The sequence below is a fragment of the Mycolicibacterium fallax genome, assembly GCF_010726955.1.
GTDB classification, from domain to species: Bacteria; Actinomycetota; Actinomycetes; order Mycobacteriales; family Mycobacteriaceae; genus Mycobacterium; species Mycobacterium fallax.
Genome location: NZ_AP022603.1, coordinates 2273628 through 2289122, shown reverse-complemented (window position 1 = coordinate 2289122; position 15495 = coordinate 2273628). Strand labels below are relative to the sequence as shown.

The 15495-nt window shown below is 71.8% G+C and carries 16 protein-coding genes and 1 tRNA gene; 11 read left to right on the top strand and 6 right to left on the bottom strand.

Features of this window, described 5'->3' with window-relative positions; translation table 11 throughout:
• The first annotated feature begins 55 nt into the window (after positions 1-55).
• The 3 genes from G6N10_RS10915 to G6N10_RS10905 all read left to right on the top strand — a co-directional run bounded on the left by G6N10_RS10915 (position 56) and on the right by G6N10_RS10905 (position 2446).
• A complete protein-coding gene (locus G6N10_RS10915) occupies positions 56-535 on the top strand; it encodes a DUF3592 domain-containing protein (protein ID WP_085096483.1) in 480 nt (159 codons plus the stop codon).
• A 74-nt stretch (positions 536-609) separates the two neighbouring features.
• Positions 610-1749: a glycosyltransferase family 4 protein gene (locus tag G6N10_RS10910; protein WP_085096265.1), complete on the top strand. Its 1140-nt coding sequence runs from the start codon at positions 610-612 to the stop codon at positions 1747-1749.
• Positions 1750-1759: 10 nt separating this feature from the next.
• Positions 1760-2446 carry a demethylmenaquinone methyltransferase gene (locus G6N10_RS10905; protein WP_085096267.1) on the top strand — a complete coding sequence of 229 codons (687 nt, stop codon included), beginning with the start codon at positions 1760-1762 and terminating at the stop codon, positions 2444-2446.
• A gap of 16 nt (positions 2447-2462) precedes the next feature.
• Here G6N10_RS10905 and G6N10_RS10900 read toward each other — a convergent pair whose 3' ends face one another.
• Both G6N10_RS10900 and menJ read right to left on the bottom strand, forming a co-directional pair.
• Complete coding sequence (locus tag G6N10_RS10900; RefSeq protein WP_085096269.1) at positions 2463-4130, bottom strand: ribonuclease H-like domain-containing protein; 1668 nt, start codon at positions 4128-4130, stop codon at positions 2463-2465.
• A gap of 43 nt (positions 4131-4173) precedes the next feature.
• Entirely contained in the window at positions 4174-5394 is a 1221-nt protein-coding gene (menJ, locus tag G6N10_RS10895; protein WP_085096271.1) for a menaquinone reductase MenJ, read from the bottom strand.
• A 21-nt stretch (positions 5395-5415) separates the two neighbouring features.
• On the opposite strand from menJ, the gene grcC1 reads away from it, so the two are divergent.
• Positions 5416-6423, top strand: a complete 1008-nt coding sequence (gene grcC1, locus G6N10_RS10890) for a nonaprenyl/(2E,6E)-farnesyl/geranylgeranyl diphosphat synthase (RefSeq protein ID WP_179962830.1) — start codon at positions 5416-5418, stop codon at positions 6421-6423.
• 76 nt (positions 6424-6499) lie between these two features.
• On the top strand, positions 6500-7393 hold the full coding sequence (htpX, locus tag G6N10_RS10885; protein WP_085096273.1) for a zinc metalloprotease HtpX: 894 nt from the start codon (positions 6500-6502) through the stop codon (positions 7391-7393).
• Here htpX and G6N10_RS10880 read toward each other — a convergent pair.
• Complete coding sequence (locus G6N10_RS10880) at positions 7387-8631, bottom strand: PE-PPE domain-containing protein (RefSeq protein ID WP_085096275.1); 1245 nt, start codon at positions 8629-8631, stop codon at positions 7387-7389. The two genes, htpX and G6N10_RS10880, sit on opposite strands and share 7 nt — an antisense overlap.
• 98 nt (positions 8632-8729) lie before the next feature.
• On the opposite strand from G6N10_RS10880, the gene G6N10_RS10875 reads away from it, so the two are divergent.
• Positions 8730-9260, top strand: a complete 531-nt coding sequence (locus G6N10_RS10875; RefSeq protein ID WP_085096277.1) for a hypothetical protein — start codon at positions 8730-8732, stop codon at positions 9258-9260.
• Here the strand turns inward: G6N10_RS10875 and G6N10_RS10870 are convergent.
• The 3 genes from G6N10_RS10870 to G6N10_RS10860 are packed head-to-tail and all read right to left on the bottom strand — an operon-like array spanning position 9257 to position 12292.
• Positions 9257-10282 carry an NAD(P)H-dependent glycerol-3-phosphate dehydrogenase gene (locus G6N10_RS10870; protein WP_085096279.1) on the bottom strand — a complete coding sequence of 342 codons (1026 nt, stop codon included), beginning with the start codon at positions 10280-10282 and terminating at the stop codon, positions 9257-9259. The genes G6N10_RS10875 and G6N10_RS10870 overlap by 4 nt on opposite strands.
• 4 nt (positions 10283-10286) lie before the next feature.
• Positions 10287-11819, bottom strand: a complete 1533-nt coding sequence (locus G6N10_RS10865; RefSeq protein ID WP_085096487.1) for a flavin-containing monooxygenase — start codon at positions 11817-11819, stop codon at positions 10287-10289.
• Positions 11801-12292, bottom strand: a complete 492-nt coding sequence (locus G6N10_RS10860) for a YajQ family cyclic di-GMP-binding protein (protein ID WP_085096281.1) — start codon at positions 12290-12292, stop codon at positions 11801-11803. Before G6N10_RS10860 ends, G6N10_RS10865 begins: the two co-directional genes overlap by 19 nt.
• A 120-nt stretch (positions 12293-12412) precedes the next feature.
• On the opposite strand from G6N10_RS10860, the gene G6N10_RS10855 reads away from it, so the two are divergent.
• From G6N10_RS10855 to G6N10_RS10835, 5 genes are all read left to right on the top strand, one after another.
• A tRNA-Tyr gene (locus G6N10_RS10855) sits at positions 12413-12495 on the top strand.
• 82 nt (positions 12496-12577) lie between these two features.
• Positions 12578-13261 carry a chymotrypsin family serine protease gene (locus G6N10_RS10850; RefSeq protein WP_085096283.1) on the top strand — a complete coding sequence of 228 codons (684 nt, stop codon included), beginning with the start codon at positions 12578-12580 and terminating at the stop codon, positions 13259-13261.
• Positions 13262-13395: 134 nt separating this feature from the next.
• Positions 13396-14679 carry a L,D-transpeptidase gene (locus tag G6N10_RS10845; RefSeq protein ID WP_234810566.1) on the top strand — a complete coding sequence of 428 codons (1284 nt, stop codon included), beginning with the start codon at positions 13396-13398 and terminating at the stop codon, positions 14677-14679.
• A gap of 114 nt (positions 14680-14793) precedes the next feature.
• On the top strand, positions 14794-15105 hold the full coding sequence (gene usfY, locus G6N10_RS10840) for a protein UsfY (RefSeq protein WP_085096288.1): 312 nt from the start codon (positions 14794-14796) through the stop codon (positions 15103-15105).
• A gap of 164 nt (positions 15106-15269) precedes the next feature.
• Positions 15270-15491, top strand: a complete 222-nt coding sequence (locus G6N10_RS10835; RefSeq protein WP_085096290.1) for a hypothetical protein — start codon at positions 15270-15272, stop codon at positions 15489-15491.
• Positions 15492-15495: the final 4 nt, after the last annotated feature.

Genomic DNA, 15495 nt, shown 5'->3' with positions numbered 1-15495 from the left:
GGTCACCGAACTGCGGGTCCAGCTGGTGCGGCTGATCAAGCTGGTCTGGGCGGTGATGATCCACGGCCCCGGCGGCCAGGTGTCGCACACCCGGGCCGGCCGGGTGATCCGCGGCGCCCGGGTCGCGATCCTGGTCATCGCCGCGGCGGTGACGCTGCAGGCGGTGCTGCTGGTGGCCGGGGCGTGGCGCAACGACCGGCAGATCGAAGCCAACATGGGGGTGGCCGCCGCCGAGGTGCTCAACGCCGGGCCGCGCCGCTCCACCATCGCCTTCGTCACCCCGGACCGGGTGACCTACCGGCCCGAGCTGGGCGTGCTGTACCCCTCCGAGCTGGAGAACGGCATGCGGATCTACGTCGAGTACGACCGCGACGACCCCAACCTGGTCCGGGTGCAGAACCGCAACGCCCGGCTGGCGATCATCCCGGCCGGGTCGGTGGTGCTGGCCGACTGGCTGGTCGCCGGGACGCTGCTGATCGGGCTGGCGGTGCTGGAGAAAACGCTGGACCGGCGCCGCGCCGCGGCCCCGGAGTAGGCCGACCGCCGGGGTTTGCCGGCCCGTTCGCCCGCCGACACCCGCCGGTCACCGGCGGCTGCCACGCTGTACCCGTGCGAGTGGCAATCGTGGCCGAAAGTTTCCTGCCCAACGTCAACGGCGTCACCAACTCGGTGCTCCGGGTGCTCGAACACCTGCGGGACCGCGGGCACGAGGTGCTGGTGATCGCCCCGGACACCCCGCGCGGGGAACCCGCCGCGACCCGCTGCCACGACGGCATCCGGGTGCACCGGGTGCCGGCGCTGATGCTGCCCGGGGTGACCTCGCTGCCGATGGGGCTGCCGATGCCGCGGCTGCTGCGGGTGCTGCGCGGGTTCGATCCCGACGTGGTGCACCTGGCCTCACCCGCGCTGCTGGGCAGCGGCGGCATGTGGGCCGCCCGGCGCCTCGGCGTCCCGACCGTCGCGGTGTTCCAGACCGACGTCGCCGGGTTCGCCGCCAGCTACGGCATGGGCGCCGCCGCCGGGGCGGTCTGGGCCTGGGGCCGCCGGCTGCACTCGCTGGCCGACCGCACCCTGGCCCCGTCCACCGCGGCGATGGAAGTGCTTGCCGCCCAGCGGATCCCGCGGGTGCACCGGTGGGCTCGCGGGGTGGACGTGGCCGGGTTCGCGCCGTCGGCGCGCAGCGCGGCGCTGCGCCGCGCCTGGTCGCCGTCCGGGTGGCCGATCATCGGGTACGTCGGCCGGCTGGCCCCGGAGAAGCACGTGGAACGGCTGGCCGTGCTCGACGGCCGCGACGACCTGCAGCTCGTTGTGGTCGGCGACGGGGTGGACCGGGACAAGCTGGCGCGGCTGCTGCCCTCGGCGGTGTTCACCGGCGCCCTGTACGGCCCGGCGTTGGCCGCGGCCTACGCCAGCATGGACGTCTTCGTGCACACCGGCGAACACGAGACGTTCTGCCAGGCGGTGCAGGAGGCGATGGCCTCCGGGCTGCCGGTGCTGGCCCCGGACCGGGGCGGGCCGCGGGACCTGGTGCAGCCGATGCAGACCGGGCTGCTGCTGCCGGTCGACGGCTTTGGCGACCGGCTGCCGGGCGCCGTCGAGCAGCTGCTTGCCGACCGCGACCGGTACGCCGCCAACGCCCGGCGGGCGGTGCTGCACCGCACCTGGCCGGCGGTCTGCGACGAGCTGCTCGGGCACTACCGCGCGGTGACGGCGGCACCCAGGATGCCGGATTCCACCGCGGTGGCCTAACGTCGACGGGGTGAGTCGAGCGACGCTGGCCAAGGATCCGCACGAGGTGGCGTCGATGTTCGACGCCGTCGCCCGCCGCTACGACCTGACCAACACGGTGCTCTCCGCCGGGCAGGACCGGTACTGGCGCCGCGCCACCCGCGCCGCCCTGCAGATCGGCCCCGGCGACCGGGTGCTGGACCTGGCCGCAGGCACCGCGGTGTCGACGGTCGAGCTGGCCCGCTCCGGCGCCTGGTGCGTGGCCGCCGACTTCTCGGTCGGCATGCTGTCCGCCGGCGCGCACCGGCCGGTGCCCAAGGTCGGCGCCGACGCCACCGCGCTGCCGTTCGCCGACGAGTCGTTCGACGCGGTGACGATCAGCTTCGGGCTGCGCAACGTCGTCGACCACGTCGCGGGGCTGCGCGAGATGGCCCGGGTGACCCGGCCGGGCGGCCGGCTGGTGGTCTGCGAGTTCTCCACCCCGACCCTCCCGGTGTTCTCCACGGTCTACAAGGAGTACCTGATGCGGGCGCTGCCGGCGATCGCCACCGCGGTCTCCAGCGACCCCGATGCCTACGTCTACCTCGCCGAGTCCATCCGGGCCTGGCCCGATCAGGCCGCGCTGGCCCGGCAGATCGCCGAGGCCGGCTGGTCCCGGGTGCGCTGGCGCAATCTCACCGGCGGCATCGTCGCGCTGCATTCCGCCCGCAAGGACTGACCCCGGCCCGGCGGGGTCACGGCGGCCCGGCCGCTGCGCCCAGCCGGCGCAACCCATCCCGGATGGCGGCCTGGGCGGCGACGTCGTCGCGGTTGTAGCGCAGGCACCAGTCGCGGGCCGCCGCGGCGTCCGGGCCGGATCCGCGGGCCTGCTCGATCCGCGCCTGCGCGGTCAGCCCGCCGGCGTCGGCGTCGCCCCAATCGAAGCCGAACAGCGGTGCCACCGCCTTGATCGACGACGAGGTCCGGGCGAAGAACTCCCGCTTGAACCAGGCGCACAGGTCCACGCTCACCCCGGACAGCGCGGCCGCCACCCGGGGGAACCGCGCGGACCGGGTGATCTCCACCGCGCTCCAGTGATAGATCGACAGGCTCTTGCCGTCGCGGTCGGCCGCCGCGCGCAGCCGCTCCAGCCGCGCGGCGAACTCCTCGGCCAGGGCGGCCTCGGCGGCGTCGTCCAGCGGCCGGAACGACACCACCGGTTCATAGCGCGCGCCGGCGTCGTGGTGCCCGTCGCGAATCCGGATGCCCCACTGGTAGATCCGCTCGTCGGTGTCCCACTCGATGTCGAAGTCGACCTCGACGTCGGCCGAGGGGATCGTCGGCCAGTGCGCGCCCCGGGGCTCCACGTCCTGCCCGTCCAGCGTCATCCGCGCGCGCCGCACCGCGCCGGCCAGCCGGGCCCGCGCCGGCTTGCCGCCGCCGGACACCGCGGCGAAGCCGTCCAACTGCGCCTCGACGTCCACCGCGGCCAGCTGCGCCACGGTCAGCGCCGACCCGTCGCCGGCCGCGGTGTACAGGTAGCGCCATTCGGGCAGGCTCAGCTGACCGGTCTGCAGCGCGAACGACGCGTCGTCGTCGGCGACCACCTGCGCGCAGTGCGCGAACCAGTCGCAGCTGCCGCATTCCGGGATGCGCACCGGGCGGACCAGCTCGCCGCCGGCCGCGGCGGCCCGGGCCACCCGCAGCCGCAGGTCGAACTCCTCGTCGTAGCGGGCCAGCACCGAGCCGGGCGGGTCGCCGAGCCGGTGCCAGAGGATGCCGAGCTCGGCACCCAGCAGCTCGTGTAGGTCGGAGGTCCCGATGATGCCGCCGAGCAGCAGCTCCGGATCGTCGGTGCCGCCGCCCGGATGACAGCCGAGGTCCTGCAGCATCCGGGTGTAGTGCGCCAGCTGCATGCCGTCGTCGCGGCGCCGGTCGGGTTTGGCGCCGAACCCGGCGACGGTGTGGATCGCCGCGGGGGCGCCCAGCGCCGAGGCCAGCACCGCCGACCGGGACTTCGGTTTGCTGGAACGGGTCGTCGAGGTCAGCACCTTGTGGTTCTTGACCTCGACGGGCAGGTAGCCGCCGGCGCGGTGGACCAGCAGGTCCGGCGCCCCGGAGCGGCCGCCGCGGTTGGGCAGCCGGGCGCCGGCGATGACGGGCACCCGCTCGGCGATCGCCGCCAGCGTGGCCGCGGTGGCCTGTGCCCAGTCCGGCTCGTCGATGACCCGCAGCTGCCCGGTGTCGCCGAGGGCGCGGCGCACCGCGTCGACGACGACGGCCTCGAACGCCAGCCCGGCCTCGATCAGCGCCTGCCGCCCGGCGTCGGCCGGACCCAGCGGCGGCGCGGTCGGGTCGAAGGCGTTGTGGGTGCGCCGGGCGCAGCGCTTCGCCGGGTAGCCGCCCAGGATGATCTCGGCCATTGCTCCTCGACGATACGGCGGCCCGCCGACACCGGCGGCCGGCTCAGGTGAACGGTTTGCGCCGGTCGGCCAGCCGGGACCCCGCACCGGAGACCCGCCACAGCCGGGCCACCCAGTCGGCGTCCTCGTCGGTGACCAGGTTGCCCATCACCCGCACCGCCAGTTTCATCAGTCGCGGGGAACGCAGCCCGACGGGGCCGGCCAGCGGCAGGAACCGGGGCACGGTGAGCAGCAGCCCCAGCCGGCGGGCGACGGAGAAGCCGCGCCCGTAGTGCCGCGCCAGGGTGTCCGGCCAGGCCAGCGACGGGTCCGGGCAGTCCAGCAGCTCGGCGGCCAGCCGGCCGGACTCCAGGCCGTAGTCGATGCCCTCGCCGTTGAGCGGGTTGATGCAGGCCGCGGCGTCCCCGATCAGCATCCAGTTCGGGCCGGCCACCCCGGACACCGCGCCGCCCATCGGCAGCAGCGCCGAGGCCACCGCGCGGGGCCGGCCGTCGAACCCCCACTCGGCGCGGCGCTGGTCGGTGTAGTGCTCGATCAGCGGCCGCAGCGCGATGTCGGCGGGCCGTTTCAGGGTGGCCAGCGCGCCGACGCCGATGTTCACCTGCCCGTTGCCGAGCGGGAAGATCCAGCCGTAGCCGGGCAGCACGGCGCCGTCGGGGCCGCGCAACTCCAGGTCCGAGGAGATCCACGGCTCGTCGTGCCGCGGGGAGGCCAGGTAGCCGCGGGCGGCCACCCCGTACACCGTCTCGCGGTGCCAGCGCCGGCCCAGCACCCGGCCCAGCGGGGAGCGGGCCCCGTCGGCGACGATCAACGCCCGGGCGCGGACCCGGGAACCGTCGGCCAGCCGCACCGCGGTGACCCGGCCGGCCGGGCCGTACTCCACGTCGACGGCCTTGCTGCCGAGTCGCATCCCGGCGCCGGAGTCGGCGGCCACGGCGCGGATCCGGTCGTCGAGCTCGGTGCGCGGCACGGCCGATCCGGTGGCCGGGAACGACGGCCCCGGCCAGGGCACCTCGACGGCCGAGCCGAACCCGCGCAGCCGCAGCCCGCGGTGCGCGATGTGGCCGTCGAGCCAGTCGCCGAGGCCGAGTAGCCGCAGCTCGGCGACCGCCCGCGGAGTGAGACCGTCACCACAGGTCTTGTCCCGCGGGAACTCCGCCGCGTCGATGAGCAGCACGTCGCGGCCGTCCCGGGCGGCCCAGGCGGCGGCGGCCGAACCGGCCGGACCGGCGCCGACCACCGCCACCTCGACGTCGATGTCCATGCCCTTCAGTATGTTGGACCAATGAAAACTCCGGGCAGCGTGGTCGCTGGGGTGGACTTCGGGGATCCCGAGCTGGCGCGTGACGTCCGCGAGGGCGTCGATCGGGTCGAGGCGCTGATGCACGAGGAGCTCGGCCGTGCCGACGCCCTGATGTCCGAGGCGGTCCAGCATCTGTTCATGGCCGGCGGCAAGCGGTTCCGGCCGTTGTTCACCGTGTTGTGCGCCCAATTGGGCCCCGACCGGGACTCCTGGCAGGTCACCGTGGCCGGCGCGGTGATCGAGATGGTGCACCTGGCCACGCTCTATCACGACGACGTGATGGATGAGGCGCAGGTTCGCCGCGGTGCCGACAGCGCGAACGCCCGGTGGGGCAACAACATCGCGATCCTGGCCGGGGACTACCTGTTCGCCACCGCCTCGCGGCTGGTGTCCAAGCTGGGCCCCGAGGCGGTGCTGGTCATCGCCGACACCTTCGCCGAGCTGGTGACCGGCCAGATGCGCGAGACCCGCGGCGCCGCCGACGGCGTCGACGAGGTCGAGCACTACCTGAAGGTGGTCTACGAGAAGACCGCGTGCCTGATCGCCGCGTCCGGGCGGTTCGGCGGCACCTTCTCCGGCGCCGGCCCCGAGCAGGTGGATCGGCTCGGCCGGCTCGGCGGGCTGGTCGGCACCGCCTTCCAGATCTCCGACGACATCATCGACATCGAGGCCGAGCCGGAGGAGTCCGGCAAGCTGCCCGGCACCGACCTGCGCGAGGGCGTGCACACCCTGCCGGTGCTGTTCGCGCTGCGGGAAACCGGGCCCGGCGCCGACCGGCTGCGCCAACTGCTGGACAAGCCGCTGACCGACGACGCCGAGGTCGCCGAGGCGCTCGCCCTGCTGCGCGCCTCCGACGGCATCGAAAAGGCCCGTGACGTGGTCCGCGACTATGCCCGCCGGGCCGACGAAGAGCTGGCCGAGCTGCCGGATCTGCCGGGCCGGGCGGCGCTGGCGTCGCTGGTGCAGTACACGGTCAACCGGCACGGCTAGCGCGCGGCGCGACGTGTCGAGGAACCGTTCGCGCGGCTGCGGCGTTTAATCAGCGGATCGCCACCGAGGAGGACCGATGCACTGGCACCCGACCGGTAACCGGATCAAGACGTTCGTCCTGCTGGTTGGTTTCACCGCGCTGATCGGTCTGGTCGGTGCGATGTTCGCCTCGGCCACCGGCAACACCATCTGGATCTGGGGGGCGCTGGCGTTCGCGCTGGCCACCAACTTCTACACCTACTTCAACAGCGACAAGCTGGCGCTGCGGGCCATGCACGCCCAGCCGGTGACCGAGGTGCAGGCCCCGGAGATGTACCGGATCGTGCGCGAGCTGGCCACCACCGCGCACCAGCCGATGCCGCGGCTCTACATCTCCGACACCGCCAACCCGAACGCGTTCGCCACCGGCCGCAACGCGCGCAACGCGGCGGTCTGCTGCACCACCGGCATCCTGAGCATCCTCGACGAGCGGGAGCTGCGCGCGGTGCTCGGCCACGAGCTGTCCCACGTCTACAACCGCGACATCCTGATCTCATGCGTGGCCGGGGCGATGGCCTCGGTGATCACCGCGCTGGCCAACGTGGCGTTCATCGCCGGGATGTTCGGCCGGAGCGACGGGCGCGGCGGCAGCGGGTTCGGCCTGCTGCTGATTCAGCTGCTCGGCCCGATCGCGGCGACGGTGGTGCGGCTGGCGGTGTCCCGGTCCCGGGAGTACCAGGCCGACGAGTCCGGCGCCGAGCTCACCGGTGACCCGCTGGCGCTGGCCTCGGCGCTGCGGAAGATTTCCGGCGGGGTGCAGCGCGCACCGCTGCCGCCCGAGCCGCAGCTGGCCGACCAGGCGCACCTGATGATCGCCAGCCCGTTCCGGGCGGGGGAGAAGATCGGCAAGCTGTTCTCCACGCACCCGCCGATCGAGGACCGGATCCGCCGGCTGGAGGACATCGCCGGTCGCCGCGGCACCCGCTACTGACCGTCGGTGTGCTGCCGGGCGTCGGGCTTGGCGGCGTCGCGCTGACCGATACCCAGCGACCGGGACAGTCGCTGCACCGCCGCGCGGACGGCCGGTGGCCGCACCGAGTCCGCCGTGCCGCGCACCGACCGCCGGCCGTCGGCACCCGGCTGGGTCTGGGCCCCGGCCGTGTCGGCGGCCGGGCGGTCGGCGCCGGTCCGGTCGGCGGCACCGCTGCGCAGCAGCTGCCCGCCGGTGGCCAGCCCGGCCCGCAGCTCGCGCAGGTAGGTGCGGGTTTCGGTCGGGGTGGGCAGCAGCCCGGCCGGCCGGTGGCTGCCCGGATCGGCCAGCGGATCGTTGTTCGGGTAGCCGTAGTCGACGGTGGCGCGCAGCGCGGGTTCCGCGGCGTCGGCCAGCAGGGTGCCGGTGGCGCCGCCGTAGCGGCGCAGCGGGGCCAGCAGCGGCAGCCGTTCGGTCCGATAGCCGACGTAGGTGACGCCGTCGACCTGCTCGACGCGGGCGCCGGCCGGCTGCCCGTCGGCGGTGGTGAAGCTGACCTCGGTCGGGCCGCCCGGGGTCGTCGTCGCGGTGCACCCGGCGGCCCCGGCGCAGCCCGGGGTCCCGTCGTCGTTGACCGGCAGCACCAGCGAGCCCTGGCCGAGCCGGCCGTCGAGGTAGGTGGCCAGCGAGTTCAGGTCGGCGACCGGGTTCAGCAGGTACTTGGGCGCGTTGCTGTTGAGGTCGTACTCGGTGGCGGTCGAGATGACCACCACGTCGCCGGCCGCGGTGTCGGGCAGCGCGGTCGGCAGCGGGTTCACCCCGATCGCCGCGAACACCGGGTACCGGGTGCCGAACCCGCCGTTGGGGCCGGCCACGTTGTTGTCGAGCACCCAGGTGCTGCCGGTCAGCATCGGGTCGCCGGTGGCGCCCAGATACCCCAGCAGCAGGCTGGCGTTGGCCGCGCCCCAGCCCGAGCTCAACACGGTGTCCGGGCCCGAGTCGCTGGAGCGCAGCGCCGACCAGATGCCGTACGGGCCGGTCAGAAAATTCACCGTGGTGGTGTCGGGGTCGGCGAACCGGCCGCCGTAGAAGTCGGCGATGCCGTCACCGCCCGGGTTCGTCGAGCTGCCCTCGACCACCAGGGTGGTCAGCGCGACCGGCATGCTGCGGCTTCCGCCGGGTGGCTCCGGGCACACCGCGGTAACGGCGGCGGCGGTGACCGCGATGCTCATCGTGACCGCTGCGACAGCTGACCTCATCCGGACCCCTCCCCGTGGCCGACGCGACGGCTAGGAGCATATCGGCGCCGCCGGGGGACGTCCGGCGGACACGGACGGAAGGACCTAAGGTGGCTGACGTGCTGGGCAGACTCCTGACCTCGGCGGCCGGTGCGGCCGCGCTCGCCGTGCTGTGCGCCCCGGTGGCCGGCGCGGACCCGGAGCCGGCGCCGCCTGCCCCGCCCAACGCCGCGACGCTGACCCCGACCTCGCCGGTGGACTACATCGTCAACGACGGCGTCTACGCGTTCTCGGCGCCGATCGGGGTGAACTGCGTGATGAGCAAGAACAGCCGCAGCTACGGCTGCAGCGGCAACCTGCCCGGCGCGCCCGGCGGGGCGAACGTCGTCACCGGCGGACCGGGCGGCGAGCCGGGCTTCTCCGTCACCGACCGGCCGCTGTACGCGTTCAACGGACCGCCGCGGGAGCTGCCCGAGGGCAGCCGGCTGGGCCAGGGCACCGTCAGCTGCGGCGTGCTCGCCGGCGGGGTGGTGTGCACCAACAGCTACGACCAGAGTGGCTTCGTCATCGCCCCCGGCGGCAGCTACGCCTTCGGTGCGGTGAACCCGCTGCTGGACCGACCGCGCGGCACCAACCCGTTCGCCAACTAGAACCCGCTGCCATAGACCTCGTGGCCGGGGTTCTCGGCGATCAGGCCGCGATAGGCCTGCTCGACGGAGGCCTCGTGGTTGATCACCGCGTCGACCTCGCGGGCGATCGGCATGTTCAGCCCGTACTCCTCGGCGAACTCCATGATCACGCTGGCGGCCTTGACGCCCTCGGCGACCTGGTTCATCGCCGCGATGATCTCCTCGACCGTCTTGCCGGAGCCGAGCTGCTCGCCGACGTGCCGGTTGCGGCTGCGCTGGCTGGTGCAGGTGACGATCAGGTCGCCCATCCCGGCCAGGCCGGCGAAGGTGTCGCGCTGCCCGCCGACCGCCTCGCCGAGCTTGGACATCTCCCGCACCGCGCGGGACATCACCATGGCCCGGGTGTTCTCGCCGATGCCCAGCGAATAGCCCATCCCGACCGCGATGGCGTAGACGTTCTTCAGCGCGCCGGCCATCTCGACGCCGATCACGTCGTCGGTGGTGTAGGTGCGGAACCGCTTGGTGCGGAACAGTCGGGCCAGGTTCGCCGCCAGGTTCTGGTCGGGCATGGCCAGCACGGCGGCCGCGGCGTAGCCCTCGGCGACCTCGCGGGCGATGTTCGGCCCGGCCAGGATGCCGGCCGGATGCCCGGGCAGCACCTCCTCGACGATCTGGCTCATCCGCAGGTTGGTGCCCTGCTCCAGGCCCTTGACCAGCGACACCACCGGTACCCACGGCCGCAGTTCCTTGGCCAGTTCCTCCAACACGCCGCGAAAGCCGTGCGAGGGCACCGCCATCACGATCACATCCGCGCAGTGCGCCGCCTCGGAGAAGTCGGTGGTGGCGCGCAGCGAGTCGGGCAGGATCGCCTCGTCGCCGAGATAGGCCGAGTTGCGGTGGTTCTCGTTGACGTCGGCGGCGGTTTCGGCCGACCGCATCCATTGCAGCGTGTCACCGCGGCGGGCGCAGATCGACGCGACGGTGGTACCCCAGGACCCGCCGCCGAGGACGACGACCTTGGGTTCGCGATGTGCTGAAGACATGCCGTCAGGCTATGACGGTCTGGTCCTGCGCGGGCGAAGTTGGCGAAGCCGCGGCGGCGCCGAACACCATGTCCTCGTCGATCCGGTCGAAGCGATTGTCGATGGCGTCGGCGAAGTAGTTCTGTCGCACGTTCCACGGCCGCTGGGTGCCGGACTTGGGCAGCGTGTGCATCGCCCGTTTGACGTAGCCGGCGTTGATGTCCCAGGCCGGCTTCTCCGGCATCGGCCGATTCCCCAGGTGCGGGTAGGCGTGGGTGTAGCCGTGAGAATCCATGTGGGCCAACAATTTTGCGGTGGACTGCGCGGTGATGTCGGCGCGCAGCGTCCAGGACGCGTTGGTGTAGCCGACGCACCAGGCCAGGTTGGGCACATCCTCGATCAGGTGCGCCTTGTAGACGAACCGGTCGGCGGGGTCGATTTCGGTGCCGTCGACGCGCACCGTGATCCCGCCGAGCGCCTGCAGCTTGAGCCCGGTGGCGGTCGCGACGATGTCGGCGGCCAGGTGCCTGCCGGACTCCAGCCAGATGCCGGTGGCGTCGAACCGGTCGATCCGGTCGGTGACCACCTCGGTGCCGCCGGCGCTGATCGAGGCGAACAGGTCGCCGTCGGCGTCCAGGCACAGGCGTTGATCCCACGGGTCGTAGCTGGGATTGAAGTGCACGTCGACCGGGTAGCCCGGCGGCAGCGCGCGGATCGCCCGGGCCCGCAGGTAGCGCCGCATCAGCTGCGGCGATTTGCGGGCCAGGAACCACACGATGCCCTCGTAGGCCACCCCCTTGTTTCGGCCGATCCGGTGGGAAACCTTGGCCGGCAGCAGTTTTCGGATCAGCTGCAGGGTCGGGCTGACCCGGGCGCCGGCCGCCACGTAGGTGGGGGAGCGTTGCAGCATGACCACCTTCGCGCCGGCCCGCGCCAGCGCCGGAACCAGGGTGATCGCCGTCGCGCCGCTGCCGATCACCACCACCCGCTTACCGGCGCAGTCCAGGTCCTCGGGCCAGTGCTGCGGATGCACCACGGTGCCGCCGAACTCGGCGCTGCCGGGCAGCTCCGGGGTGTGCCCGGCGTCGTAGTCGTAGTAGCCGGTGCCGAAGAACACGAACCGGGCGCGGTAGGTCTGCTCGGTGTCGCCGACGGCGGCCCGCACCGTCCAGGTGTCGGTGCCGCTGTCCCAGTCCGCCGAGCGCACCCGGTGGCCGAACCGGATGTGCTCGTCGATGCCGTGCCGGTGCGCGGTCTCGGCCAGATAGTCGCGGATGTCGGCGCCCTCGGCGACGCCCTCCCGGCGGGTCCACGGCTCCCACGGAAAGCTCAGGCTGAAAATGCTGCTGTCGCTGCGCACGCCGGGGTAGCGGAACAGATCCCAGGTGCCGCCGATCCGCGCGCGCTGCTCCAGGATGACGTAGCGCAACCGCGGGTTGCGTTCGGCGATGCGGTAGGCCGCGCCGATGCCGGAGATTCCGGCGCCGATGATGACGACGTCGACGAACGGCGGGTTGGCATCCACGGTGTCCCCGTTTCTCAGCGGTAGTTCACGAATTGCAGCGCGACGTCCAGGTCGGAGCCCTTGAGCAGCGCGATGACGGCCTGCAGGTCGTCGCGCTTCTTGGAGCTGACCCGGATCTCCTCGCCCTGGATCTGCGCCTTGACGCCCTTGGGGCCGGCATCCCGGATGATCTTGGTGATTTTCTTGGCCTGCTCGCTGTCGATGCCCTGCTTGAGCGAACCGGTGACCTTGTGGACCTTGCCGCTGGCCTGCGGCTCGCCCGCATCGAACGCCTTCATCGAGATGTCCCGGCGGACCAGCTTCTCCTTGAAGACGTCCACGGCGGCCTTGAGCCGCTCCTCGGTGGAGCTGACCAGTTCGATCTGCTCCTCGCCCTTCCAGGCGATGCTGGTGTCGGTGCCCCGGAAGTCGAAGCGGGTGGACAGTTCCTTGGCCGCCTGGTTGAGCGCGTTGTCGACCTCCTGCCGGTCGACCTTGCTCACGACGTCGAACGATGAATCCGCCACTGGGTCCGTCTCCTCTGCTCAGCTGGCCGTTTTCGTGTTGGGTACATCCTCGTTGTACCCTGCTTATCGCACCAAACCAGACCCTCCCACATCGGAGGGTCGCGGGGCGGCGCGGTACCCGGCAGGTTGCCCGAGCGGCCAATGGGAGCGGACTGTAAATCCGTCGGCTTACGCCTACACAGGTTCGAATCCTGTACCTGCCACACCTGCTCAGGCCCCCTTTTTTAAGGGGGCCTGAGTTGTTTTCGGACCGCGCCGCGAACCACGCGTTATGGTCCGACCACGATGCGACGACGGCTGCTGGTGCTCGCGGGTGCGGTGGCACTCGCCGCGGCGCTGTGCCCGGCGCCGCCGGCGACCGCCCGGGTCGGGGTGGCCCCCGGCATGGCGATCGTGCTGGAGAGCGGCGGCGCCTGCACGCTGGGGTTCCTGGCCGGCAACGATGCCGGCCGCCGGCTCGGGGTGACGGCCGGGCACTGCGCGCAGGGCGTCGGCAAGCTGGTCTACAACAAGTACGGCGACGGCGAGGTCGTCGCCCAGCAGGGCGACGGCAGCGTGCTCGCCGACGGGTTCGGCGTGACGATCCTGGTGCTCGCCGACGACGTCGAGATTCCCGACGCCTTCTTCACCCGCTACGCCAACCCGCGCCCCGGCGACCCGGTGCACAAGTACGGCAGCACCACCGCCGAAACCGGCGGCACCATCGGCACGGTCACCCTCGACGCCGACTACCCGCGGTACTCGGTGATGCGCTCGACGCTGACGGCGTCACCGGGGGACAGCGGCTCGCCCTGGTACGGCGAGGACGAGTCGGGCCCGGTGCTCTACGGCATCACCATCGGGCACCTGACCGACGCCGACAACGGGGCCGAGTTGGGTGCCTACGGATTCCCGATCGACGCCCTGGTGGCCTACGTCCGCGACGGGTCCGGAACCTGGGGTCCGGGCTTCATCCCGGCGGGTCGCTGACCCGACGCGCCGGGCCCGGCTGGGCCGACGCGCGTGCCGAGCGTGGCGAATACTCACGGGTAGCGGTTGCGGGCTAACATCTATGGAGCCAGCCGGGAATCGGTCGGGCCGGTTTGGCTGAATTCATAGTGGAGTTGGGTGTTTTGCGTCGTAATCGCCGTTTCTTTGGGGCGGGCCTCGCGGCAGTTTTCGCGGTCCTTGCGGTTTCCGGCGGAGTGCTGGTGACCTGGTTGCCGGAGTGCCCGGGCCGCTGCCCGAGCGTGCTGCACACCAGCCATCCCGTCGACGCGGTGCCGCCGACGCCCGCGCCGGCCCGACTGGCCATCGTGCCCTCGCCGGATGCCTCCGACGTGTCGCCGAGCGCACCGGTGCGGGTGACGGCCTACACCGGCCAGCTCGTCGCGGTCAGCATGGTCAACGAGTACGGCACCGAGGTGGCCGGCACGCTGTCGGACGACCGGACCAGCTGGCGCCCGGCCACCGAGCTGGGATACGGCCGGACCTACACCATGACCGTGGCGGCGCAGGGCCCCGGCGGCACCCCGTCCCGACGGGTCTCGTCGTTCACGACGGTCGCGCCGGACTACCAGACCCAGGTCTACCTGCGGATGACCTCGGGCATCCCGATCGCCGAGGGCGGCATGTACGGGGTCGGCGCGGTCATCTCGGCGCGCTTTGACACCCCGATCGCCGACCGCGCGGTCGCCGAGACCCGGATGAAGGTCGTCACCGACCCGCCGCTGGCCGGCTCCTGGAACTGGGTCGACGAGCAGACCGCGCACTGGCGCCCGGAGAACTACTACCCGACCGGCACCAAGGTCACCGTCGACGTGCCGATCTACGGCGCCCGGCTCGGCGACGGGCTCTACGGCGCCCAGGACGAGAAGGTCTCCTTCGTGATCGGGTCGCGCCGGGTCAGCATCGTCGACGACGTCGACAAGCAGGTCCGGGTGTATGAGAACCAGCAACTGGTCCGCACCATGCCGACCTCGATGGGGATGGGTGGCGTCGAGACCATCAACGGGACCACCCTGACCTACTGGACCCCGCCGGGGGTTTACAGCGTCTTCGACAAGGCCGAGTCGGTGGTGATGGACTCGTCCACCTACGGGGTGCCGGTCGGCTCCCGACTGGGCTACAAGCTGACCATTCCGTGGGCGACCCGGATCAGCACCAACGGCATCTACCTGCACCAGCTCAACTCGACCATCTGGGCCCAGGGCAACACCAACGTCTCGCACGGCTGCCTGAACCTCAGCAGTGAGAACGCCAAGTGGTTCTACGACTTCGCCCAGCCCGGCGACATCGTCGAGGTCAAGAACACCGGCGGGCCGGGGCTGACGCTGGCGCAGGGCGGTGACTGGAGCGTGCCGTGGGAGCAGTGGCGCCGCGGCAGTGCTTTCAGTCAGAACGTGTAGCCGGCAGTCGGAACGTGTAGCCGGCAGCAGGAACCCGTGCGGCAGCAACGCGCAAGTGATTGTTGTCACATTTCGGCGTAGGATACGGGCATCCTCGCCGAAGGGAGGCGCGACATGAAAGGCGCCTATCGGGATCCGGTTGACCACTCCCGAACCACGCAACCGCATGCCGGGGAATCGTTCATCGACACGTTGTGGCTGCCCGGCCTGCTGTCCATCGCGCTGGGGGTGCTGGGCGTCGCCGGCTTCATCGCCGCCATCGCCTACCGCCACCTCGAGCTGTTGCCACCGCTGGGCCTGTTGACGGCGGCGCTGATGGTGGCCGGTTTCGCGTTGATCACCGCCGAACACCACCGGGTGAACCGGGTGGAGCGGCGCTGGTTGGCCGAGCATCCGGATCGCCGACCACAGCTGCCCGCGCACTGAATCGAGCCGACCAAAGCTTTCCGCGCACTGAATCGAGCCTCGTTCACCGAACGGATTTCCGAAATCCGTTAGTACAGCTCGTAATTAGGCAGGCTTACGTAAGTGGCGTAATTCACAGAAATCCCTAGAATGTGTTTTGTAACACGTTATCGAAGGGATGAGCGATGGTCGACTTCAAGGATCGGACGCCTCGCACCGGCAGCTCGATGCCGCCGGCCGCCGGTGGCTCGGTCAATGGGATTCGGCTGCTGATGGCGATCATGTTCGTCCTCATCGCCGTCGCCGCCTTGACCGGCGTCGTGGTTGCCACGCTCAGTGGCCAACCCACCATCGCGATCATCATCGGGCTGGTTGCCGCCGCGTTCTTCTGCGGCGCCGTCTGCTGAGCCG